This is a genomic window from Spartinivicinus marinus (genome assembly GCF_026309355.1).
In the GTDB taxonomy this organism is placed as follows: Bacteria; Pseudomonadota; Gammaproteobacteria; order Pseudomonadales; family Zooshikellaceae; genus Spartinivicinus; species Spartinivicinus marinus.
Map to the genome: position 1 here is coordinate 1,645,894 of NZ_JAPJZK010000001.1, position 25,677 is coordinate 1,671,570.

Below are 25,677 nucleotides of genomic sequence, written 5' to 3' on the forward strand. Positions count from 1 at the left end.
TAATACTATCTTTATCTTTCTAAAGTATATTCATCCCATAACTCAAAAAACTTCTGAAACGCATAGAATTCATTCGGCTCATGAAAAACAACTGCTCGACGCCAAGAAACATTCGCTTCAATATCAAATTTCTTGCAAACCCAGTGATTGAAACCGTAGTAGGATTCCATATCTCCAGTTTCATTGTTAACCAACTTTTTTGCAGCAATAAAGCCTCGTAGAAAGTAATCGAGTTCAGTCGCAGATTGACTTTCAATATACATCCCAGGCCTTTTCTTAATCAACTCTACTAAATCAGACATATTCACTGCAAAATAAACCTAAACTCAATCAAATACAGCTCTTCTATAGCTTTCTTCATTCCCTGATATTACAAAGTACCTATTCTCATCTTCATCATCACAATAGGTATCAACCAACCAAAGACTATTAACATTAAAATAGTGTTTACAATCATCTAACAAATAATCAACCAACTTCTTTTCATAGTTTCTAAAAATACAATTTTTTGCATAATTTAAAAAAACATCTTTAATATCCTCTGCAGTAAAGTCATCTGACAAAATATGAATAGTTTCATCACCACTAGTAAACGTCAAAACACTTTCCAAACCATTTGCATCCAGTGGCCGTAAAACAGTCAAAGGATCAATTCCTACAATTCCAGGAAATAAGTTATAACTTTTAATATATTCTATATTATAAATATCACTAAACCCCAAACTGCCAAGTTTATCTTTTTCGTCAAAAGTTTCTTTATAATAAGAGAGCCTTTCCTTATATATCTCTTGGGAAAGATGGTCGTTATCAAAGACCACCAAAACCATCTTTCCATTAAATATCTGCCATAAATTATTGGCTAGCCTCTCATTATCAGACCAGCCATGATATTTGAAGTTACATTTTCCAAAGTAAAATTCAGTTGTCACAACCTACTTACCATAATGTGCATGATAATTACCCCAAATCGCAGCCTCATTTCCATGAGGTGAATGATAATCCATCCTAAACCATTGTTCATGTCCTTTTGTTGATCCTTGGGTATTTCCAATACCAATAAAACGTCCTCTGTGTTTAGCACTTGCACCAAGCTCTAAGTATACCTTCCTTTTTGATTTCACTAAGCTTAACTTACCAATCAAAATTCTTGTTCCAGCTGCAGGCCATGGTGTTTTCTTCATCTCAGGCGTTGGACCATATATCAGTAAATCATTTTTTTTATTTTTCAAAAAATTATTCATTAGTCCTTTTTGTGTAATATTTCTTACAACCTCAGGCAAATGGCTAAACAGAATATTCAATCCTTCTTCAGGATATGCAAGTTGATACCTAAACCTTGGCTCAGCACCAGTAGCCTTTAGTGACTTTATAGATCTGTGTATTGCATTATTAGATAAAGCCTTGCGCAAGGCATTCCCCATCTCCATAACAGTAATCGCAGCATCAAGCTTAGTAACAACCTGATTAAATAATGAAGTATACCTAACTACATTACCAAAACTTACATTTAGATTACCTATTGATACACTAGCTATAGTAAAATACCCAGATGGATCTACTCCATTAGCAGGGTCACTTTCGGTATAATTGTATTTATTAAGTGAATTAGGGGCAAACTTACTGCCCATCCAACTATCCATCTGAGTAAAGCGCCCGGATTGCTGGTTGTAATAACGAGCCCGTAGGTAGTACTGATTCAATCCTGAGTCGAACTGCTCTCCAGTAAATAAATAATTATTTTTAGTGGTGCCAGTTGAGTTCAATAATGAGCCAAAGGCTTCGTAATTGTAGGTATCAGTAATTACACCTGTTGTATCCGATAGTGCTCGGGTGCTGCCTAATCCATCATAATGGTAATAACTTGAGGTACCATTACGTTTTTGGCTAACCAGATCATCTCCATAGGTGTAGTTGATTTGATTAGTACCATCACTTTCTACCAGCACTTGAGCATAATTGCGGTTTGTATCCACAATAAAGTTAGTGGTGACACCATTTTCAGTTTTCGCTATACGAATGCCGTTGTAGTTATAGCGATAGCTGGCGCTTTTACCTTCCTTCTCAACAGCTGCCAGTTTATTTTTGGCATCGTAACGGTAAGTGGTGGCCTTACCATCAACAGCCTCCTTCAGGGTATTGCCATTAGCATCGTAGCTATAGTGAATTCCCCCTTGCTGAATTAAGCGATCATTATCATCGTAGCTATATTGTGTGGTAACCCCATTGACGACACTTTGAGTGCGATTTCCCACTTTATCGTATTGATAGTTGGCAGCATAATTACCATTGCCCCCATCAGTAATATTTTCGCTGGTTAATCGATATAGCTTATCGTAGCTATAGGCGGTGGCTCTACCATTGTGCTCTTCAATCTGGGTACGACGACCTGTTGGGTGCAGCGTATAATGGTAAGACTGCAGTAAACCACCAGATTGATTATAAGTTTCCAACTTGGTTAGTCGGTTTAAGCTGTCATAGCTATAAACCTGGCTATTGCCATTGGGATAGCTAACACTGGTACGGTTACCCACAGCATCATAACCATAAGTGGTCGTACCATTACTATCCGTAACACTTTGCAGGCGATTTAATTTATCAAAACTATAATCAGTTGTGCTTACCTGACCATTGCTTTGAGTTACCTTCACCTGGGTACGGTTACCTGCCTGATCATATTTATAGTGAATGACGGCACCATCTGGCTGAGTTTCGGAAATCAATCGATTTCGCTGATCATAACTGTAGGCTGTGGTTTTTACTGTGTCATTGGCTAATGTCACCTGTACCTGGGTGCGGTTGCCCACAGCATCATACTGGAAGGTTTCTACCCGGCTATCAGCATATTCACTACGAACATGTCGATTGTTACTATCGTATTTATACAGGGTAGTTTGGCCATTAAAATCCATTTTCCCAATAAGATTGCCGTTAGCATCATAGGTAAAACTTTCCGTTTGCCCCATAGGTAAAGTACGAGAAGTTACCCGCCCTGCTGCATCATATACCCAATGTGTCGTACGTCCTTCTGCATCTGTTTGGGTAAGTTTATTACCAGCTGAATCATAGCTATAAGTGGTAGCACTACCTAAAGCATCAATCACTTTTATTAGCTGACCTAACTTGTCGTATTGATAACTGGTTTTGACGCTGGCCTGGTCACTTTGGCCTGTACGGCGGGATAAGGCATCAAATGTTGTAGTTTGCCTTGAGTCATTCTGATAGATAGTTTCAATACGCTGACCAAGTGTATTATAAACATAAGCCGTACGATGATCATTCGCATCCACTTCTGCAATCAGGTTACCTTCGGCATCGTATTCAAAACTGTATTCATTGCCCAAAGCATCACGCGTTAATGTACGGCGTCCTGCAGCATCGTACTCATATTCAGTACGGTTGCCATTAGCATCAATTTCAGCAACGACCTGACCAACTGCATCATAAACAGTTTGTGTAGTGGAACCATCTGGATAAATAACTTTAGTTTGCCGGTTCAGTGCATCATAACTGTACTGGGTAATACGGCCTGCTCTGTCCGTTGCAACCAGTACATTACCTTCAGCATCGTACTGCTTTTTCTCTGTAGTATTATCAGGATAACGAGTTTCTATTAGCTGACGATAAGCATCGTATTTATATTCTATACGATGGCCTAATGCATCGACTGTCGCCACTTCATTACCAACAGCATCATATTCTTTTGCTGTAACAGAACCATTGGAATGCTGGGTTTTAATAACCCGGTCTAAATCATCATAAGTATAGGTAGTTACTTCTGTAACAATACTTCCATCGCTAGCCATACGCTGACGACTTTCTGTTTTTACGTTACCACTATCGTCATAGGTAAAAGTAGTTGTATGACCTAGAGCATTGGTTTCTGTTACTTTTTGCCCTTTTTCATTATAAGAATACTCAGTTGTACTGCCTGTTACATCAGTTGTTTTAGTAACCAAACCTTTGACATTAATATTATTGCCTGCCAGATTACCTACTGGATCTTTTACACTGAGTAAATTACCTACACCGTCATAACTATTAATATAGGTATTACCCAGTGCATCAGTAATTGTTAATTCCTGGCCACGGGTGTTGTAGGTATATTTAGTTGTATTACCTAGTGCATCTGTTTCACTAATTAAATCATTATTTTTATCATAAGTGGCCGTTGTAGAATAACCAAGTTGATTGATTTCACTTGTCTTATTTCCTTCCTGATCATAAGTATATTTAGTAACACCACCTATAGCATCTACTTTAGAAGTTACATTGCCTTGTTCATCATAATAATAAGTTGTTGTATTACCATTTCTATCTGTTACAACTGATTGCTTTCCTTCTAAATCATGATTAAAGCTAGTTCGCTTTCCATTACTATCTTCTTGAGCAATGAGCCGGCCATTATCATCATAAATATTTTTCACCAGCTTATTGCCCAAAGAATCAATAATATCCAGCAAACCATGTGAGCGATTATAACTATACTCGACACCTTGGTTTAGAGGGTTAATTGCTTTAATAAGATCAGAGCGACTATTAAGCTTATAATACCATTTTCTTCCATCAGGCTGGGTAATTGATGTAATTTTCCCACTATTATCTCTAGCAAAAGTAATACTTTCGCCATTTGAATGGCTAATACCATTATTACTGTACGTTAAAGTATTACCATTTACGTCAATTACTTTAGTAATACCAAAGTCTTGATCTAAATAATATTTAAATCCATTACGTGTAGTTAGCTTATATGCTTTCGGATCAATAGCAGAAAAAGAGCCTAAATCCATAATAGTATTGCCATTGAGGTAACCATGGCTACTATCCAATGCTTCAAGCTTTGAATGCTTACTATCACCAACTGCATTAAACACCAACTGCACATCTTTAATAGGTGTTACATCATTACATTTAGGTGAAGCAGCCACCTCAAATTTTTCAACATCACCATTAGGTAATGTTACGGTTATCAATGGGCTACCTTGCGGCTCTACACAGTATTTCTTTAATATCCCCAGAGGGCCTGTAGCATATTGGTTTAATTCCCAGTGGCTTCCAGGTACTCTAGATTCTTCGACTTTGACATTTTGGTAATCAATGCTCCAACCATAACCAAAATCTAATAACTCATTACGTCGCCGAGAATCATAAGTTCGATTAATCTGAATGGGGATACCTGCAAGAGGTAACTCAATGTCTTTTACTGTAAATGAAAAATTACCGACTTTAAGGTCACCCTCAATCGCTAAGTTAATAGTATCTGTAGTTTTATTACCATTTAAATCGATGGCTTCTAAAAACAGCACATAAAGCCCATTCATCAATAATGAAGGATCAAGCTGACCAATCACTTCATTATTAACACTACTAGCACCTTCAGCTATTAATTGTAAATCCGTGGTTAATATCCTTGTCTTTTTAGGTGCAACAGATAAACGATAATCGGCTAAATTAGCGTCCTCAACCGTTGCAACAATATCAACTATATCCGTTAATTTATCGTTTGAATCAGGAGAAATGATTTTAACAACTGGCACTTCTGCATCATCATCCTTATAAGCAGTAAACCGATCTTTTAAAATAAATTCTTCATCACCATCAGACACCCGGGCGACAACCTCATAACGACCCACATCATTTGGCGTATATTCAGCTTTACCATCATTAAGAGCTAACACTAAACCATTAACAGTAACTTTCGCAGAGTGCTCTCCACTACCTCCTGTTATTGCTAGATTAATAATAACTGACTCACCTAGTTTCACTGTTTGAGAAGAAACGGTTAATTGTCCATCCAGTAATTCAGGTTGACTTAAGACAGTTAAATTATAAGTTTGAGTTACCGTTGCCTGGCCATCAGATACTGTGATGCTAACCTGATAGCTGTGCTCTGCAAATTGACTATCAGGTAACCACTGAATTAAACCGGATGAACCAACAGTTAACCCTTCAGGTCCATTGGTAATGCTATAAGAAAGTGAATCGCCATCTACATCTGAAGCAATCAACTGGTATTGATATGTCTGATCAACCACTGCAATTGCTGGCGGCTGTGAACTAATTATAGGAGAGTGGTTTTCATTATTATTCAGTACATGAAGAGTATATGTTTGTAGCTGATACCCACCACGGCCATCTGCAACTTTGATTTGGATATTATGTTCACCTAGCTGATTTTCTTTTGGAACCCATACAACAAGCCCTGTGTCATTTACAGACATATCAGCAGGAGCATTCAACAGTTGATAACTTAAAACATCACCATCGGTATCTACAGCAGTAATTTGATATTGATAGGCAACCCCAGGCATAGCAGTATATCCTGGTACTGACGTAATCTTAGGTGAATGATTTAAGCTATCTTCAACAAGCACACTAAAAGATTGTTCAGTAAAACTACCTGCCTCATCTTCAACACGAATAATGACGGAATGCTTACCAATATGCGTGTTGTCAGTTTGCCAAGAAATAAGTCCAGTCTCATTAATTAACATTCCATCAGGAGAGGATCTTAAGTTGTATACTAAGACACCTCCTTCTGGGTCTGTTGCCTGTACCTGATATTGGTAAGTCTCACCAGAAAGTGTTTTTTGCGGAGGAGTACTGATAATTTTGGGGGGTAAATTACTGGTTGAACGTTCCACTACATGCAATGTATAAGTATAGGTATTAATTCCACCTCTATTGTCAGACACCATAAGTTTAATCTGATGTTGACCAAGTGCCTCAGCCTGTGGCTCCCAGGAAAGTACATTCGTTGTTGCATCGAGCTTCATTCCTGCAGGTGCTGATTCAATACTAATTAATACTGGATCACCTTCTTTATCTTCAACAGTAATAGTGTATTGATATGACTCACCTATATAAGCAATACCGGTTGGCTGAGAAGTTATTTCTGGCGGTGTATTATTTCCATCAACAGTCACATTTAATTTAAATCGCTGCTGAACTACATTACCCGCTTGGTCTTTAGCCCTTAAAGTAATTGAGTGGGTGCCAATATCTGAAGCAGTTGGCTGCCAGTGTATTATTTTATTTTCTCTGACCTTCATTCCCTCTGGATTAGCGACCAGGTACAGGGAGTAAGGATCATTTTCAGGATCTTCAACCAATACCGTATAGTTGAAGTTATCTCCTACCATAACAGCCTGACTTGGTGTACTGGTGATAACAGGCTCTTGGTTAATTGCCTCTTTACGTACTAATATTTCAAATTGCTGTGTTGCTTCCGCACCACGAGCATCCCTTGCCAAAATAATAGCTTGATGGAAACCAGTTTGTTCCAAAGCAGGTTTCCATTTTATTTTCCCTGCTTCTATGGTCATTCCATCTGGCTTATGAATTAAAGACAATGAAACAAGGTCACCATCAGGATCAATCACTTCTGGCTGATAATAAAATTCATTTCCTACTACAACATTACTTTCTGGTGTAGATAAAAACTCTGGTAAATGATTGCCTTCAACTGTTGCAACAGTAATTAAAAATATTTGCTTACCAACATTCCCTGATTCATCACGTACCTCCAAAATAATCTCGTGAGTTCCTTTCTGGTCAGCTGTTGGTACCCATTCTATGGTATTGCCATCAAACATGGTCATTCCATAAGGAATGTGTGCCATACCAAAATCAATTACTTCACCTTCTGGGTCTACTGCTTCAGGCACATATTGATATAGCTGCCCTACAATCGCTTCCGTATTTGCCGCTGAAGTAAAGTAAGGTGGTTTATTGAGAGATGCTTTTTTAATATTTAATGAATACTTTCTTTGAGAGGAAAGTCCTTGCTCATTAGTAACTTGCACTACAACAATATGCTTACCTAAGTCTCCTATAGTTGGTATCCAATTAATCTGCCCTGTCATAGGCTCTATGGACATACCGAAGGGTGCTTCCAACAAGTCAAAAACTAAATAACTTTCAGGATTTTTATCAAAAGCATTAATATCCGCTTTATAGCTATTTCCTACAAAACCATCTGATAACTCTAAAGTAGTGATCACAGGTCGACTATCAGCAATCGTCAGATTAAATGCCTGTTGATCACTGGCACCTTGTGTATCTGTTACTTTAATTGTAACCGGATAAGTACCTACTTTATCTTCTGTAACCTGCCATATCAGTTGCCCAGAGGTACTATCAATTGACATACCTTCAGGCGCGTTAATTAACTCATATTTCAATACATCATTATCTGGGTCTTTAGCAATAACTGGATAAATATACGTTCGATTAGCTAAACGTTCTGCTGTAAAACCACTGTACTCCACATGACTTTGAGAATAATTATAAAAACCAAACAGGCCATCAGTGAAAGTAGTATCTTCCACCGAAAATGATTCAATTACTTGATCACCTTGCTTAACCGTAATATTAATTTGCCCAGGCCTAAACGATAGTACAAAGTCATAATCAACATTGGCTGTCCAAGGTACATCATTATTAAACAACACTTTTCCATTAGCAGGGTTAGTTGGCCAGAATTGTGGTTTCCCCTCACTGCCATCAGCAGCAAGATTAAACACTTTAAGTGTCATTCCTCTTTCTGCATGCATTCCTTCAAATGTTTGAGCATTTTGTTTCCAGTCAAACAAATAAAACTGATAAGGGTTCTGATAACCAAACACAAACCCAATATAGTCATCATCACTTGTTGTGCTTACCCGCCAGGTACCACTTACTTGGTTATTAGCAAGATGAAAATCACCAATAAATGCTGAAGGGTCTGCATTCACCGATTGAACAGCGGTTTTTCCGTTATTAGTAATTTGCCAGGAAGGGGTAGGATCACCACTTACATCAAATAATACGACAGGCTTCCATCGTTCTAATGCCAGTGGTTGTGGCTGCCCTGACTGCACCTCTAAAGTATATTTTTGCTTTGGTTTACTAATTATTTCAGGAGGATGGTTGTCTACTGTTGGCTCGGTAGCAATAGTTACCCTTGCACTACTTGTTAATCGCCCATCTGACACTTCATAGGTAAACTCATCATTACCTGAAAAATAAGCATTAGGTAAATAAATTAAGTGAGGCACTTCACCATAAACGGTGCCATGCTCTGGCTGCTTAACGATTGTATATATTAACTCATCCCCATCAGGATCAGTGGCTGCCAATTGAATATTAAGTGAAATATTTTCTTTTGTTTCCAATGCCAGTGGTGTTGCTACGGGCGCTTCATTTATTTCAACTACTAAAATTGAAAATTGCTTACTAGTGGTTAAACCATGATTATCTTTAACCTGCACAGTAACTGTTTGACTACCAATTTGAGTTGACAAGGGTAACCAAGTAATAACGCCTGTTTTCGCGTCAATTTTTATATTGGCTGGCCCAGTTAGTGAGAATGTCAGAGTATCATTACTATTAGGGTCATTGGCCTGAAGCGTTATTTGGTAGGGCTTACCTTCAAATGCATTAGGTAATTTATCTGTTGTTATTTGCGGTGGCTTATTGGCCTCTTTAACTTTAACAGAAAAGGTTTGAGATGCTTTTGCATTGTGTTGGTCAGCAGCAACAATAACAACTTTGTGCTCTCCTATTTGTTGAGTATTAGGCAGCCAATTTACCACTCCTGTATTAGGGTTTATTTTCATCCCAGCAGGAAAAGTATCAAGCGAATAAATAATAGTGTCATTTACATTGGGGTCAGTCGCTTTTACCTGATACTGATAGTTTGTTTCTTCAACAACAGTGGTTAAGGGAACGCTAGTAAACTTTGGTGGTAAATTTAACTCTTTAACAACAAGCTTAAATTGTTGGTTATCTTCTAGCCCTGCAGCATCAGCCACTTTGATATGTATCTCGTGCTCACCTACCTGGGTATTTAAAGGAATCCAACTAATGTCACCTGTACCACTATCAATATGCATACCTTGTGGTGCAGTAATCAAACTAAAAGTTAGTTTATCACCCTGATCTGGGTCGACTGCTTGTACTTTATACTTATATTCTGATTTCGCTTTAACTGTTGTAATTGCTTCGCTAACTATTTGAGGTGGCTGGTTGCTGTTTTCAACTTTAATAACAAAGCGTTGTTGGTCAAAAGCGCCATAAATATCAAATGCACGAACTGCAACAGTATGAGATGCAACCTGCGCATTATTAGGTGTCCACTGAATTAAACCAGATTGAGGGTTAACAGTCATACCAGCTGGTGCTGTAAGCAGTTCGTAGGTAATGTGATCACCAAAATCATTATCTATTGCATTAGCTTGATACTCATATTGACTATTTTCTGTTGCTGTTAGTACCGGCACAGAGTCAAATACTGGTACAGTATTACCACCATTATTCCCACTTACCGCAACTTCAACTGAACGACATTGTTCATGTCCATTCGCTTTTACAGCCGATACCATATAATAATAAGCATTTGACTCTACTTCTCTGTCGTCATAGCTAATATTACTACCATCAACATCTGCAATATGCGTATATGGTCCACCCTGAGTTTGGCTACGATATATTGCATAGTGATGCGCTTCCATATTATTCCAAGTTAATTCTACATAACTGGCTGTATTTCCTTTTGATATTTTAGCTTTAATTCGATCCGCAGTTATATCAGGTAAACATTGACATAACGGGTCACTAACATCTCGGATCTGAACCTGAGTAACAGCAACATCTGAAAGGTTTGCTAATTCACTACTAGGAAACGCTTGACTGGTGTTATCAGTTACTTTTAAACGAATGATATGGTCACCCACTCCTAGTTTTGATAAAACTTCCGTAGCATTGATAATGGCACCATACCCATCATCAAATTTCATATCATTATTTAAGTCCCAAACATACTCAATAATTTTATCTGCAGGTTTTTCTTCTTCATGTAAGCCATCATCAGGATTTTCTGACTTACTGCCATCTAAACGCCAGGGCTGTGTATTAGGGCAAAATAAATAAGGTCCGCCAGCATTAGCAGAGGGAGGAAGTGGAGGTAAATTAATATTAACTTTAATTGTGACTGTATCTGTTAAAGGAGGCTCTGAGTTATCCGTCACTTGAAGGATAACTGGATATTCCCCCATTTTAGGAAACGCATGAGTTACAACAGGCCCTGACTGATCATAATTGCCATCACTATCTAAGTCCCAATTCCAACTAACGACTTCACGCCCATCCAGCTGAGAAAATGAGCTTGCTCCATCTAGTGTGATGGGCTGATTTGCTACAGCTGGATTAGGATATACTGTTGCAACGGCTACTAAATCACCCAGCGGGCGCTGCTTAAGAATTTCTTCAACTTTAATATCCAACAACGCATTGGTAAATGATTGAGCAAAATGTCCTCCTTGTCGCAATACATTTAAATCCCAAACTGCGCCGCCATTTTCTAAGGCTAAGTTGACATAGTGTGCAACCGTATTACCATCACCACCTGATGCTTTGGCATTATTGCAAGTAGTATATCCACCATTACCATCAACCTGATAGCCAACCCCATTACTATCCATTCCCAATGCTGGTTTTCCATCTTCGCAGGTTATTTGAACATTAACGACTGCATTTAATAGTGCACGACTGTCAGTTAATTGTTTTAATACTGACTCATAAGTAATGGTGCTATCTGTATTATCTCTATCTTCATCTGTAGCAAGAATAATATTAAGTGCTGCTTCATCCCGACGCGGGTAATCAGTTAACGCATACTGTATACCACGCCAACCATCTTCTGTTCCGCCTGAGGTATGTAATTGTTTCGCTGCATTAACAAATGCATCAGCAGAACCCATTGATTCACCATCAATTAATACCTTTCTCGGTACTTGGGCATTGTCTCCAAACCCAATCAAACCATATTGATTAGCAGTAGACTCATTACCAATACCATAATTTTTTAAATTTTCTTCCAGTAAAGGAACCACCTCCCCAATCCAGCTTTGCTCCTTTTCCATTGAGCCAGATTCATCAATAACCACTAACACATCTGCCGCAAATGGCGATGCAGCAGACAATACTGAAGAAGCAACTAAAAAGTAGGTCGTAGATAAAATGCCTACCAACCACTTGAATCGGGTTCCCATACAACACCTCGTTTAGAATCCGTTTTACAAAGTGAGCACACAGCAACGCTGTAAGCATCCAAGCTAGAAATAATGAAGGAATTTATAGTTAAATAATTGTCTATTAACAGGTTACATTTTGGTAACTGAGAAAGATTAGCCTATTAAACAATATCAAAATATAATACTATGGTCTTATTGATTTGATAATCTATTTTTTATAGTAAGGAAAAAACAGGCTGTGCAAGTTATATTATTTTGTGGATAGATAGAAAAAATAAACGACAGTATGAGAAAATGTCGTTTTGATAAAAGTATTCATATTGATTCTCAAAAAATATCAGTTAGTAATATACTAAATAAACTATACAGCTACTTTCATGAGCAACTCTTGATTTTTCTTTCTTCTAAAATAAGCTACCCCTAACATAATAGCAACCAGCCCCATTAACAACCACTCTTCTGGCTCAGGAACAGCTTGTACTGAGAAAACATCTGTAGGTGAGGTAATATCTTCACTACCTCTTTCAACTTCTCGGTCAAACCGATCATCCTTTGCTTCAGCTCCCTTCAAAGCTTGCTTCTGACGGTCATTCACGAGTACCAGCATGGATGAATAGTCTGTAACTAGTTGATTTTCTTTTGCTATTGAATGCAGCTCATCTAATACAGGTAAACTATTTGTGTCTTTATTCACTGCTAAATACTCAAGCCATTGCTTACTTGCTAATTTTGTAAAGAATTCATTATTATTTGAGACATTAGAATTATCACTGGTATATGCGTACCACAAGTAATGATCTGTTATAGCAAAAGGAATGATTTGGTTTCTATCATTTATTTGTTCATTTTCCACTTTTACTTCTATACTGTTGTTTAACTCTTTATTGCTTTTATTCTTTTCTACAAACTGCTTACGATGGTATTGCTTTAAAAAAGTTTGCTCAATAGATCCTACTATGCCACCTTGGCTTTTCTTTATTGCTTCTAGCATATTATCATTGTAAGCATAAGGCAATTCACTATTTAGATGCACTAACCATAAAGGCGCAGGCATAATTAATTGATTGTTATTATCTTTTTCTAATTCGTAGCTACCTTTATCAGTCAACATAATCAGCATATTGTATTGATCAAATCCTAGCTGGTTTTTCCAAAGAGAAAGCTGCTGATAAGGTTGCTGATTACTTAGAAAGTCAAAATCGCTTTTCTTATTTGGTAGTTTAGTACAAGCGACATTACAGCTATACAAATCATAATTAACATTATTTGCCTCTAACCAAGATATCGCTCTGGTTACAGCTTGCCTGTTGGTATTCATACTGTATGAGCTATCAATGAGTATACCAACTATAAAATCTGTATAGTTGTGTTGAGTTTGGTGATCTTCTAACACTCGTGGCTTAGCAGTAATAATGGTATTTCCAAACGTTGCTTTCATTAGTTTTCTTTGTGTATTTTCAGATTCATAATAAAATGCTTCAGGTAACCAGGTTTCTCCTTTTACTAGCTTCTGTCCGTTTAACGTTAGCCCTAAGCTATGATTCCAAAATAAGTTTCGCTGTTCCAATAGCTTAGGTAAAGGCCAACTGCCATCATTATTAGCAGTTGTTGTGTATTCATACTCAACAAATAAAGGGTCAGTTTTACAATTATGGCGAATATAGAAAAACCTTGAGCTACGTTCACAATTTTTAGCTAACACCGGAAATGCGCGTAACCGATATTGTCTTGGCCCGACCTTTTCTAATAAAGAAGGGTCAACTCGTCGCTTAACCTCATCGTTATACACCTGCTGTGCTGCTCCTCTCGGTGCTATAACAAATGGGTATTTACGAGGCTTTGATTCATCATCACTTAACCATAAACCTGTCAATACCGCTTCTTCAGGCAGTGAGAAATGCATAACCACTTCCTGGTTAGTAAAGGTTTGGTTTTCCAACCGTTGTACAATATTAATTTGTGCAGTATCAGCAACTGCTTTTACCCAAATCTGCTGTTCTGTTACTAACACATGCCGATTAGCTGCATTGATTAACCCTGCCGCCATTTCTTCCCGCTCCCAGGTTGCCTGAATAGCATCAATAATGGCATGTTTTTCGGCTTTCTCAATTGGGGTATCAAATAACCGTTTATACATAACCGCAGCTTTTGCTTTGTCCTGTCGAAAATCTTTGCCATCATAAAGAAAAGGGCTAGCCATAGCATTAAAGAATGCTTGAGATATTTTTGCCAACGTATAATCAGACGAACCCAGCGCTGTTTTATAAGCAGCCAGTACCGCTGTACTTTTCTCATCTGTAGACACATATCGATAAGCACCAAGATAAGCATTCACTAGCGCTGTTCGAATACTACCCTTTTCTTCTAAAAAGTAATTGGCTTGCTCAATACTCAAGGGTTTTTGATCAGTAATTTCACCAAGTGCATTGAATACATGCTGCTGTGACTGCTGATTAACTACGATAAAGGTACCAATATTGACTACTACTAGCAAAATAACTGCAACAGAGACAAGTGACATATTTAATTGTTTACTTGCTACTTTCCACTCCTTGATGAACTGACTTATATAGAGGTAAGTCATAGCAAATGGAAGAAAAATAAATAAGCTAAAGCTGTAAACCCCTAACACTACTGCAAAAAATATAGCTGGAAATAAGAAGAAATTTTCTAACACTTCTAACCAATCTATTTCAACCAACACTTTTATAGTACTAATAAAAAAGGGTATGGCAAAAGGCAACATCAGTGCAGCTAAATAGCAGCCTGTCATTAGGGTGATTACCGCAAGAATAACCCTAACATAAGGTAGAGCAAGTAATTTCAATTTTTTGGTATCAGCAATACAGCTTAGGAAGAAAAAAGACCCTATTGCAATAAATATATTAAATAAAAAATGAACCATGCCAGGATTAATATCTCTTAGCAAGATCAATCGCATCAATATTAAAAATACCACTGGCATTTCAAACCCGTAAAATAGCTTTAGTAACATTGACGGGTTTCTTCTATATACAGTAACACCTAAAGCCATTGTTACTATTGGGATAACAACAATAAATAACGCATAGCCTGCTTGCCCCCAGGTGCCCGCTCCCAACATGGCATCATTAATAGCCACCACCACAACATAAGGAACTAAGATAAATAAAGCAACAATACAGAAGATAAGATTCCAAGACCAAAATAGTCCATAGTTAAATAACCTTATCAACTTATACATAATTTTTTTTGCCTGCTGACTACTCATAATCTAACTCCATTATCACTATTCTTTTCCGACGACTATATAGCTAATGTGAAGGGTTTAAAATTGACTCTTTATATGGCTATATACTTGGCCAACAAATTTTTCAGTTGCCAAAGCACTTAACTCTCCCTCCCAAGCGACTGATACCATTACCCAAGGTTCACTGGGAGTTAACCAGCCTGAGAATACACGAGATGAATAATCAGCTGTTTTTTTAGTCGGAGACTGAAACCAATAAAAACCGGAATTTTGTCCACCATTAAGATGCAGGTATTTTATTTCTACTGGCTTACTATCATACTCTGCTGATAGCGATAAAGTTTTTTCATAATCAACCGTAATATTTTGCGAAAAATAACAGTTTCTTGGGTCATGCTGAGACTTCCAGTAATGGCTATAGACAAAAATCAAACTGCCTTGATAACCACTCCATTCAAACTGATATTTAACAGCATTAGCTGAATTACTTTTAAAAAAATTCTCTTCTATCGGTAGAAATGCTACCTCCTTACCATTAAAGTCAACTGGTAGTTCGATTTTTTTATTAGCCATTGATTGCTGCTTTGGCAAAGGCTCATAGAGAAAAATGCTCCCTGTTATAATGATAAGTATTAGAGCCAAGCTGTAACAATCATTTTTTATCAAACCTTTACTTATCAAAGACAAATTAGGTGGGTTGGTATTCATTGATTCTTGTTTTGGTGATATTTGAATATTTCCACTTTGAAGCCTCATCAGTAGCCATCCAAATAGGCAGGAAAAAACAAAACCTAACACACCAAGCATTGTATGGGCATAATTAGCTAACTGAGGAAGGTTAAGCACTAAATCTAAAGCAACCAAGCTAATAATTCGGAAGATATTGAAACCAACCAAGCAGCAAATAAATAGCACCAAACCAATTAGCCAACTTAAAGAAAGCTTGTTACTCTCTATCCAGGTTAAAAATATATAAAAAATTAACCCCGCCCATAGCCCTTTTAAACCACTACAACTTAAATCGACTATGGCAGCCTTATTTTCAACCAAGATAACCGACTCACTGGTTAATGCAGAGACTCCAAAGCTTGAAAGAAAGTGTTTAGCCATCTCTGCTGAAAATAACCTGAGAGGGAAACCTAAGTAAATATCTAAATAGCCTTCAAAGGGTAGTAATAAAATCAATAATGCAAACGGTAAAAATGCTTTGGCCCAGGATGTAGCTTTTACATAGAATCCTAAAAAGCCATATAGCGTAATCAACATCAAAGTGGCAGAAAAAATATGAATGCCTGTCAATCGCTCATTTAATAAAAAAATCAAGCAACCTACAGTGAATACGACTAATGGCAGTTTTTTAATTTGAAAGCTCAGCGTCAACTGTCGTTTCTTTGCAACAACACTATGTATGACTAAACCAACTAGCAACCCCACACCAATAATATGAAAGCTGTTTTCAGCAGTTTGTATCTGCCCCCAAACCCAAAGTAATGTTGGTTTAAACAAGTAGATGAGGCTAATGGCAACCAGTAACTGGCTAAGAATAAAAGCAGCATTCCATCGAACAGCAGCTACCAATGGGGTCTCAACTAGTTGTTGCTCGACTTGCTGGCAACTTGTAGAAATACACTGTTCAGTTAAACTAGCTTGCATCATCATATACCCTGAATGCCTAATTCAGAATATAAAAAAAACTTATGCAAACATGACGAATGAGATGAGCAATTATCCCGTAGATTATGTGCAGATTATGTGCAACAGAGACACAAAGGGACTTGCTGAGCAGACATTTCCCATAAACCGTATTTTTAATATCTGTCTATTGACTTATCGCAATACTTTTTTATAGTTTTACAACCGCATTAAGTAATATATTAATAAGCTACCTATTAAGAGTAGATTATGTAGTATCAAACCAAGTAAAAGCGAACCAAACCACACTTTCCACTCAAACAAGTTACCAGTTTCTTCATATATTTGCTCATTGTCACAAATCCTATTTTTACAAGACTATTTAATTTAGTACTTATTAATTAGCAACCTATTGTTTAGCCTAAGTTATTTTTTTCTGGCATATATTGTGCTCAAGAGCAGCAGCCTCAAATGACAGTTTTATTATTTCAATATCAATTTTTCATTTAATACACTTTAGGAGTAATCTCCCAATGAATAAATTAACTTTTATTGGTGCTGCTATAAGCTTTGTTATATCCACTCAAGCAATGGCTTTATATATACCCGGCAGTAAAGACATTACAATTAATGATGGCAACTATAGAAACCTATCTTGGGATGGCACCAAATTTTCAAGAAATGGCTGGTATGGTCCTCAAGAAGATAACGAAGTGGAGCCAGGCGCAAGCTCAGGCCCTTCTATCCAAGCTTGGGACCTAGAAGCCTTCTATCAGAAAGGTAATCAGCTAAGTCTTGCTTCAGGTTTTGACTTAGTCAATGGCGCCTACGACCCAGTTCACAGACGTACATTCAAGTCTGGCGATATCTTTTTGAGCACTTCTGGCTCAAAAAGCAACTTCGACTATGTTCTGGATATTAACTGGAATAATTTAAGCTACGATGTGGTTAAACTAACGGCAAATAGTCAGCTAGCTAGCTCCTCTATTTTCGCATCATCTGGGCCTTGGTCTTATCTTTCTGGCGGCACCCAAATTGAATCGGGTACGTTTAACTTGTTAGATTCACTTACTGATGCTGAAACAGGCTTAAGGGGAGGTAAGCATTTTTTAGCAACTGGTTTCGATTTAAGCTTTTTAGGTGAAGATATTGATTTCATTGCTTCATATACAATGCAGTGTGGCAATGACCATATCTTAGGACAAGGTAAAACGACAGTAACCCAAGTACCACTACCAGGCACTTTATCCTTATTGGGTGTAGCTGCACTTGGCTTATTCTGTCGGCGTAAATAATACACTTCATCTAGCTACTTTAAGAATCAAAAGTAAGTTTTGGTCGTAGTGTAGTCACCACTTAGTATTTACTTCTAACACTTGTTACTGGTTAGTTTAAAGCTTTAATCCAACCAGTAACATTAAAATCGTTAAGTGTGATTTCCATAAATACTTCTATCTCACAATACCTAGCATACCGCTTATAATACATTCCAATCATATAATGTACGACATATTATTGTATTGCGTTTCAATTTATATTGATCAAAAAACACACTTCAGTTTCCCCCATAATTTCACTTCGAGAGCCATAAAACTGTGGAATAGTGTTGCAATAAACCTATAACCAAATCTCGAATCTTCTATTCTCAATAAATTTACTCATGTAGCGAATATTAAATGTGACACAAAAAACATTTCAATTTATTAAACGCTCTAAAATACCCCTAAGGATACTTAGCAGGGGGTTATCAACATGCATCAAAATGATTCAGAAACAAAGTGCCCAAAATGTTTTTCAATGGTAAACACACTGGCATTCAAACGCAGTGGATGCCCAAACTGTGACTATGACCACAGAAATTTTGTGAATATCAAAGCTCCTGATTGGGGACTAATTCCTAAAGAAGAGCACTATAATGCAGGCCAGATCTTTAAAAGATAAGAGGCTGCAAAAGTTCATTGGATTTTGGGTAAGCCTTAAAGCGATGCTTTAAGGCCTTTAATTCCTTTCTCAACGCATCTCTTCTTCTCCGTGCTTCTCAACTACACAAGCATAGTTTGCAAGGTATCACCAACCAAATAGAAGTTAAGTTTGATACCTTTAAAGCAAGTACTAACTTCCTATATTTTTACATAACTTACACTACATTGCTGATAGCGTTAAACATCAGCAAGCTAGTTAGCATCTATTTAAACGCTACTAAGGTCTAATATGCTTAGTAGAATAACTCTATATATTTACCCTCCGCCAAGCAGGAGGCATTTCAATCTATGTCTCTGCAAAGCTATTCAATTAAGCATTGAGAGATCAAGTAGTTCATGTGCTTCTCCCTTACGCTTAATTAAAAGTATTAAATACTTTACTCACAAAGAAGTAGTTAATACGGCTCAAATATAGCAAAAAATATCCATTTTTTATCAAACCACCATTTTCACCAATTGAAGTGGTGATGATTAAAACAAGTTCATTACTATAAAAAGGATATCTTATGAAGAAAAGACTATTAATTGGTTTATCTGCTTTAATTGCTATGCCAGCATTTTCACAAGTTGTCGTTAATGAAGATGTTGAATGTACAACTAAAGGAACTAGTATTGTAGGAAAAAGACACACTTGCGATTCAAGTGAAACTTATACAGCACCAAGTGGACACTTTATAACAAAACAACCTTCTCCTTCTTTTCAAATAGCTTCAAGTAATGGTGCAGATAATAGATGTCATTACGAGTTAGGCGGCTACAAAAATATTGGTTTTGGGATTGAAGTGCCAACCAGTATCACAATAAAAGCTCATGCAAAAGGCCCTGGAGGCATTGCTACTGGTCGAGGCTGGACTAGATGTAATTTTTCTTATAATTACCGGTTAATTCCTGATTTATCAGGCTTTTAATGTAAACACCCGACTCTTTTAAAAGCTGCTGTTTGCCCCCCTAAAGGGGCATTAGTTTTCCCTTGCATAGCTCTCATTTAACCAAATATTGAGAGCCTTGGTTAAAACATATACTTATAGGCAAATATAATTTGACTACACATTATATCGTCTATTACTTCGTTAGTTTTATAAACCATAATTCAGAAGTTTGGCCATTTGTTTCTTCAATAAAATTGCAAGTTCCAGAAACTAATATTAGTTTATTGTCAGTCACTAAAAGTGTAGTAGACGTTCTGATAGAAACTCCAGTTTCACGCCTTACCTCTAGTACCATTGGTAATAGCTTATGGTCAGACTTACCAGCTTGGGACTCAAGTTTCCCTTTTAAGTGGACTTCAGCTCCTTTAATGCTTCGAATAAAATGAAACTCACTACCATCATCTGCTCTTACATTGATAACACCTGTCGATACAACTTGTATTTTATCATTAGGAATTGAGTTTGTAGAAAATGCTGCTTTACAAATTTCAGCTTTAGTAGTTTTTACTTGTAATAACTCTAGCTGTTCAGCCGATGCCAAGCTGGATATCAACATAAATATAATAATTAAAAACTTACTGGATATTTTCATCAGTTCAATACTCACAAAGTCTATTAAGGCTGTATATATTTTTATTAATAGTACTTTTCTATCAAAAAAAGATCACGCATCTTTACACTGACAATAATTCTAGTTTGTTTTTTAGTACAATAAAGGGGCTGAAAGCCCCCTATATATTACACATCTAATGTATTATTTATTGGTGAAGCCTACTAAACCTCAGCCAAATTACCAAACCGCTCTAGCCATTGCTTTCGATCACTTGAACGTTTTTTTGCAAGCAACATGTCCATGGTTTCAAATGTAGCTTCGTCATCATCCAGGGTTAGCTGCACTAAACGACGGGTGTCGAGTGCCATGGTGGTTTCCCGTAACTGCATAGGGTTCATTTCACCCAACCCCTTAAACCGCTGCACATTGACTTTACCTTTTTTATTTTCAGCACTGATGCGGTCTAAAATGCCTTGTTTCTCTGCTTCATCCAAAGCGTAATACACTTCTTTACCAATATCGATACGATACAATGGTGGCATTGCCACATACACATGACCTGCTTCTACTAAAGGCTTAAAGTGACGTACAAATAGTGCGCATAACAATGTAGCTATATGCAAGCCATCCGAGTCTGCATCAGCCAGGATACAAATTTTGCCATATCTTAAACCACTTAAATCACTGCTGGCTGGATCGATACCAAGAGCAACGGAAATATCGTGAATTTCTTGCGAGGCTAAAATATCACCAGATTCTACTTCCCAAGAGTTCAGAATCTTCCCCCGCAACGGCATAATTGCCTGAAACTCTCTGTCACGCGCTTGTTTGGCAGAGCCTCCAGCCGAGTCGCCCTCTACTAAAAATAGTTCAGTACGTTCAGAGTCTTGGCTGGAGCAATCAGCTAATTTACCAGGTAAAGCTGGGCCTGCCGTGACTTTTTTACGTGCTACTTTTTTGCTCGCTTTTAACCGCCTTTGGGCATTATTGATACACAACTCAGCCAATTGTTCAGCTTCTGCCGTATGCTGATTTAGCCATAAGCTAAAGGCATCTTTCACAACACCAGAAACAAATGCAGCACATTCACGGGAAGACAAACGTTCTTTGGTTTGTCCCGAAAACTGCGGGTCTTGCAACTTAGCAGAAAGCACATAGCTACAGCGCTCCCAAATATCATCCGGGCTTAGCTTGACTCCCCGAGGCAATAAATTACGAAACTCACAGAATTCACGCATGGCTTCTAATAACCCGGTGCGTAAGCCATTTACATGGGTACCACCTTGCGCCGTAGGGATCAGGTTGACATAGCTTTCTGTAGTTAAATCCCCGCCTTCTGGTAACCACTGTACAGCCCAGTCTACCGCTTCGGTATTACCAGCCATCGAGCCAATAAAAGGGGTAGGGGGCAACGTCTCAAATGCTTCTGTTGCCTGTTTTAAATAATCTTGCAGGCCATCTTCGTAATACCAATGCTCAGTCTCATTAGCGGCTTGATCATTAAAAATAATTTCCAGCCCAGGACAAAGGACCGCTTTTGCCCTTAATACATGTTTAAGTCGGACTACTGAAAACTTATGAGAATCGAAATATTTAGGATCAGGCAAAAAACGTACAGTTGTTCCGGTGTCCCGCTTTTTACACTCAGTCACAGCTTTTAAGTCACTGGCTTTTTCTCCCCCTAAAAAGCCCATTCGGTAAACCTGACCACCTCGCTTAATAGTTACCTCTAAGTGACTGGATAACGCATTAACAACAGACACCCCCACCCCATGCAAACCACCAGAGAACTGATAGTTTTTATTGGAGAATTTTCCACCTGCATGGAGACGAGTCAGAATTAACTCAACTCCGCTAATACCTTCTTCTGGATGTATATCAACTGGCATTCCACGGCCATTATCCGACACTGACAGTGAGTTATCCTTATTCAGGGTTACCACTATCTGGCTAGCAAATCCCGCCAGCGCTTCATCAACACTGTTATCAATGACCTCTTGAGCCAAGTGGTTAGGACGCGTGGTGTCTGTGTACATCCCCGGCCTTTTCCGAACCGGGTCCAGGCCACTTAGTACTTCTATGGATTCAGCGTTATATTTACTCATTACACTCTATACAGTAGTTAAAGTAGACCGAAAAACTTATAAATTTGCGGCAAATATTCTGCAAACCTTTCAAAACCGTGGCTTCCCCCAGGGATAACCTGGGTTGGACTTGCTTGATAATAGTCAACAGCTTTTCGGTAGTCTAAAGTCTCATCACCTGTTTGTACCAGCAATAGACAGTTGTCTGGATTAGTAATAGCCGAAATCTGTAGTGCCTTCAGCTGGTTAACATGCTCCTGAGTCAGGATATACTGCTCACCAGTATAATAGTTATTATGTTCACCTAAGTAATCTGCCATCATTTCATAAGGACGAACAGCAGGGTTAATCAAAACCAGTTTTGTTTCATAAACACTTTTACTTTTTTGCTGACGCAGGCTTAGCTGCTGATATAGCCAGGTGCCATAATAGCCACCTAAAGAGCTGCCAATTAAATAAACAGGCTTTTGCTGACTTTCTTGTTGAAGGCGAGCCCACAATAAATCAATGGCCTGTTCAGGTCCAAAAGGTAAGGCTGGCACCCACACTTGATGTAAAAATGGCTGCGTCTTCAGTGACCCAATTAACAAACGAGCTTTAGTTGAAGCAGGCGAGCTACAAAAGCCATGAATATATACAATCAGCGGACTGGCTAACGCACTTTGACTTATCATTAACTTTGTCTTCTTACATAGGTTGATTTCTGTATACTCACCTTTGCACATACCTTTACAGATATAACTAAAAAACGGAAGCAAGTCTGCTGCGATAAGGCTTTACAGTAAAGAGAACACCTCTAATAATTGTTTGCTGTCTCTGGCCTTCTGATAAATTCGCAATCAAGGCTCTACCTGATGAGCATCTGCACTCTGTTAGCTTGCTTGGGAAGGCAGCCAAGCCTTATACTGCACAAGCCGTCTTGTACAATAGCTCATCAGACTGCGCAAAAACCATAAACAATTATTATAGATACCCTAAAGTGAGTGATTCTAACAGCTAATTGGCTTAGCTGTTTAGGTAAGCATTATGATTAGATGCCTAATACCCAATAGCATCTTCATCAATTTGAAAGTTAAACTGCTCTGCTCGGTGAACACTGGTTACAATGTCGCCATTTTCCATCAAGTTAATTAAGCGAAATCCAGGGGCTAAGTTATCCAGTTTGAACTCAGAACTATGCCTGGCAAATTGCACACAAGTGGAAGGAGAGCCCAGGTAGCGGGCATGATAGTCTTGACGGTCAAGCTCTTGGTGAATGTGCCCACATAACACCAACTTAACCTGATCATATTGATCAATTAACTGGTTAAATTTATCTGCATTTCGAAGCCCAATATTATCTAACCAATCACAGCCCACAGGTAACGTATGGTGATGCAAACAAATCATTGTATATTTTGCAGTTGAATTATCTAATTGTTGTTTAAGATAGTTCAGCTCCTCATCAGCCAACTCACCATAAACCTTGCCTGGCACATTAGAGTTCAGCATCAGCACCTGCCAGTCTTGTGCCACAAAAGCCTTATTTAAACAGGGCTTACTTTTATACAACTGCTGCATTAAAAGATATTCATCATGATTACCAGCAATCCAGCGCTGGGGAATTTCATAAGAGGCCGTGCAATCTACAAAGCGCTGATAAGACTCTGGACTACCATCTTGTGATATGTCGCCAGTTACTAGCATCAAGTCAACTTCCCGCTGCAACTGAGAAAATGCGATAAGAACTGCCTTTAAGCTATCCTGAGTATTCACCCCCAGGAGTTGTCCTTGCTGGCTTGCATAAAGGTGACTATCAGTTACTTGTAAAATTCGTAGTGCCACCTGTGATGCTGTATTTACTGACAAAGGTTAAGTCCTGCTTGCTCTTCAATAAAACTGATAAATAGGTTGTAAAGTTAGCCGCGTCATTAGGCGCAACATGTAAAAAATACGCTGCAGAAATTGCCGAATTTAATATCGGTAACTATCGATTTAGTGACTCTCAATAATTTAGTTGCAATCACTATTGAGTAACTATAGCAGCGCATACTTTGATATTTCAGGCCCCATGCTATTTTTTAAAACCAGATCACACTTAGCTCGTTTAAACTATAAATACAGCTTTCAACCAGGAGGCTATTATCAAGATGACAAGGTCACAGGTTCATATGAGTGTCCTTGCTCTAAACAAAATGCCAGCCAATCTGCCAAAAACCGGTTTAGCTGTGCTTTTTCATCAGGATGGAACATTTGCGGGTTAGGATAGCTATACTTTGCAGCAAAGTGGCGCTTCTGTTGAGCACTGATGACTTCTGCCATTTGAACATCATGATAAACCCTTACACTCATCAAGGGAGCAATAGCCCACTCCCCCCATTCAGCATCATGTATCAGACTTATAACTGAGGTGTATTTACAGCGCTCAACAACCTTGAGCGTCAAAATGCCCTGATAGCGACCATGAGAGATGGCTATTCGCCTTAGATCTTCATCATTACCAGGCAACAGCTTACACAGCCTAAAGTAATTGGCCTCACAGACTGCCTGTTGTTTGACCAAATCTACTATATAGCCTGCTTTCCTCATGCCCAACACCTTCCCACGACGTTACTTAAGACCTTAGACTAACTTACATTACACTTGATTCAACCCATTGGCAAAATAACTGACGCTGCCTCTTTAAGAAGCAATTGCAAGCCATTTGCTCTACTTCTCTCAAGTCTTGGAGTCAGCAAAGATTGCTATGAAATAATGCAAGCTATTTAGCCTGAATACCCCTATCTTTGAGATCTAATGAAATATCCAGATTAAGCGTTTCTTGATACCAAAAATAGCCGTTTTTTTTATAAAGTGAATAGTCACTTTATAGACTTTGATTTACTTGTTAACTGAGCAAGCAAATAACACAAACCACAGCACCAACCGAGCAAATAAGCATAAGGTAGGCTTAAGTATTATTGACGACAAAATAGCTGTAAAATTATCACAACACTAGGTAACATAAAGTGTGTAAATTATAACTTGAAATATTGGCATCTAATTCAAAAACTCATCCATTTATAAATTTGTTTTGTTACACTAAGCACCATATTTTAAAAAATAGGCCCAAGCATTAGGTGTAACTAAACTTATAAATTTCACTTTTTATAAAGGCTATTTAGCCGTACAACAACTGATTTAAAAGTGCGGTTTACTTTTGGTTAATGCTACTTGAATATGATGCCCAGTTTAAAAAACACTATGAAAATAAATGTAATGCGTATCCAGGTTATAGA

General features: G+C 38.0%; 12 protein-coding genes. 2 read left to right on the forward strand and 10 right to left on the reverse strand.

The window, feature by feature from the left end; genetic code table 11:
* Nucleotides 1-11: 11 nt before the first annotated feature.
* The 5 genes from OQE68_RS07585 to xrtO all read right to left on the reverse strand — a co-directional run bounded on the left by OQE68_RS07585 (nucleotide 12) and on the right by xrtO (nucleotide 16,899).
* Nucleotides 12-302 carry a hypothetical protein gene (locus OQE68_RS07585; RefSeq protein WP_180568591.1) on the reverse strand — a complete coding sequence of 97 codons (291 nt, stop codon included), beginning with the start codon at nucleotides 300-302 and terminating at the stop codon, nucleotides 12-14.
* Nucleotides 303-326: 24 nt separating this feature from the next.
* Nucleotides 327-929, reverse strand: coding sequence for a hypothetical protein (locus OQE68_RS07590; RefSeq protein ID WP_180568592.1), 603 nt, complete (start codon nucleotides 927-929; stop codon nucleotides 327-329).
* 3 nt (nucleotides 930-932) lie between these two features.
* Nucleotides 933-12,029 (reverse strand): putative Ig domain-containing protein, encoded by an 11,097-nt coding sequence (locus OQE68_RS07595; RefSeq protein WP_180568593.1) that lies wholly within the window; start codon nucleotides 12,027-12,029, stop codon nucleotides 933-935.
* A 343-nt stretch (nucleotides 12,030-12,372) separates the two neighbouring features.
* On the reverse strand, nucleotides 12,373-15,261 hold the full coding sequence (locus OQE68_RS07600) for a TIGR02921 family PEP-CTERM protein (protein ID WP_180568594.1): 2,889 nt from the start codon (nucleotides 15,259-15,261) through the stop codon (nucleotides 12,373-12,375).
* Between the two features lie 57 nt (nucleotides 15,262-15,318).
* Nucleotides 15,319-16,899, reverse strand: a complete 1,581-nt coding sequence (gene xrtO, locus OQE68_RS07605) for an exosortase O (RefSeq protein WP_180568595.1) — start codon at nucleotides 16,897-16,899, stop codon at nucleotides 15,319-15,321.
* A 506-nt stretch (nucleotides 16,900-17,405) separates the two neighbouring features.
* On the opposite strand from xrtO, the gene OQE68_RS07610 reads away from it, so the two are divergent.
* Together OQE68_RS07610 and OQE68_RS07615 are read left to right on the forward strand one after the other, a co-directional pair.
* The gene (locus OQE68_RS07610) at nucleotides 17,406-18,167 is read left to right on the forward strand and encodes a PEP-CTERM sorting domain-containing protein (RefSeq protein ID WP_180568596.1); all 762 of its coding nucleotides are present in this window, start codon (nucleotides 17,406-17,408) and stop codon (nucleotides 18,165-18,167) included.
* A gap of 1,193 nt (nucleotides 18,168-19,360) precedes the next feature.
* Nucleotides 19,361-19,762, forward strand: a complete 402-nt coding sequence (locus OQE68_RS07615; RefSeq protein ID WP_180568597.1) for a hypothetical protein — start codon at nucleotides 19,361-19,363, stop codon at nucleotides 19,760-19,762.
* A gap of 154 nt (nucleotides 19,763-19,916) precedes the next feature.
* Here OQE68_RS07615 and OQE68_RS07620 read toward each other — a convergent pair whose 3' ends face one another.
* The 5 genes from OQE68_RS07620 to OQE68_RS07640 form a co-directional block, all read right to left on the reverse strand.
* Complete coding sequence (locus OQE68_RS07620; RefSeq protein ID WP_180568598.1) at nucleotides 19,917-20,375, reverse strand: hypothetical protein; 459 nt, start codon at nucleotides 20,373-20,375, stop codon at nucleotides 19,917-19,919.
* Between the two features lie 182 nt (nucleotides 20,376-20,557).
* Nucleotides 20,558-22,441: a DNA topoisomerase IV subunit B gene (parE, locus tag OQE68_RS07625; protein WP_180568599.1), complete on the reverse strand. Its 1,884-nt coding sequence runs from the start codon at nucleotides 22,439-22,441 to the stop codon at nucleotides 20,558-20,560.
* Between the two features lie 17 nt (nucleotides 22,442-22,458).
* Nucleotides 22,459-23,094, reverse strand: coding sequence for a YqiA/YcfP family alpha/beta fold hydrolase (locus OQE68_RS07630; RefSeq protein WP_180568600.1), 636 nt, complete (start codon nucleotides 23,092-23,094; stop codon nucleotides 22,459-22,461).
* Nucleotides 23,095-23,458: 364 nt separating this feature from the next.
* On the reverse strand, nucleotides 23,459-24,268 hold the full coding sequence (gene cpdA / locus OQE68_RS07635) for a 3',5'-cyclic-AMP phosphodiesterase (protein ID WP_180568601.1): 810 nt from the start codon (nucleotides 24,266-24,268) through the stop codon (nucleotides 23,459-23,461).
* 276 nt (nucleotides 24,269-24,544) lie between these two features.
* Nucleotides 24,545-24,988 carry a DUF1249 domain-containing protein gene (locus OQE68_RS07640; RefSeq protein WP_180568602.1) on the reverse strand — a complete coding sequence of 148 codons (444 nt, stop codon included), beginning with the start codon at nucleotides 24,986-24,988 and terminating at the stop codon, nucleotides 24,545-24,547.
* Nucleotides 24,989-25,677: the final 689 nt, after the last annotated feature.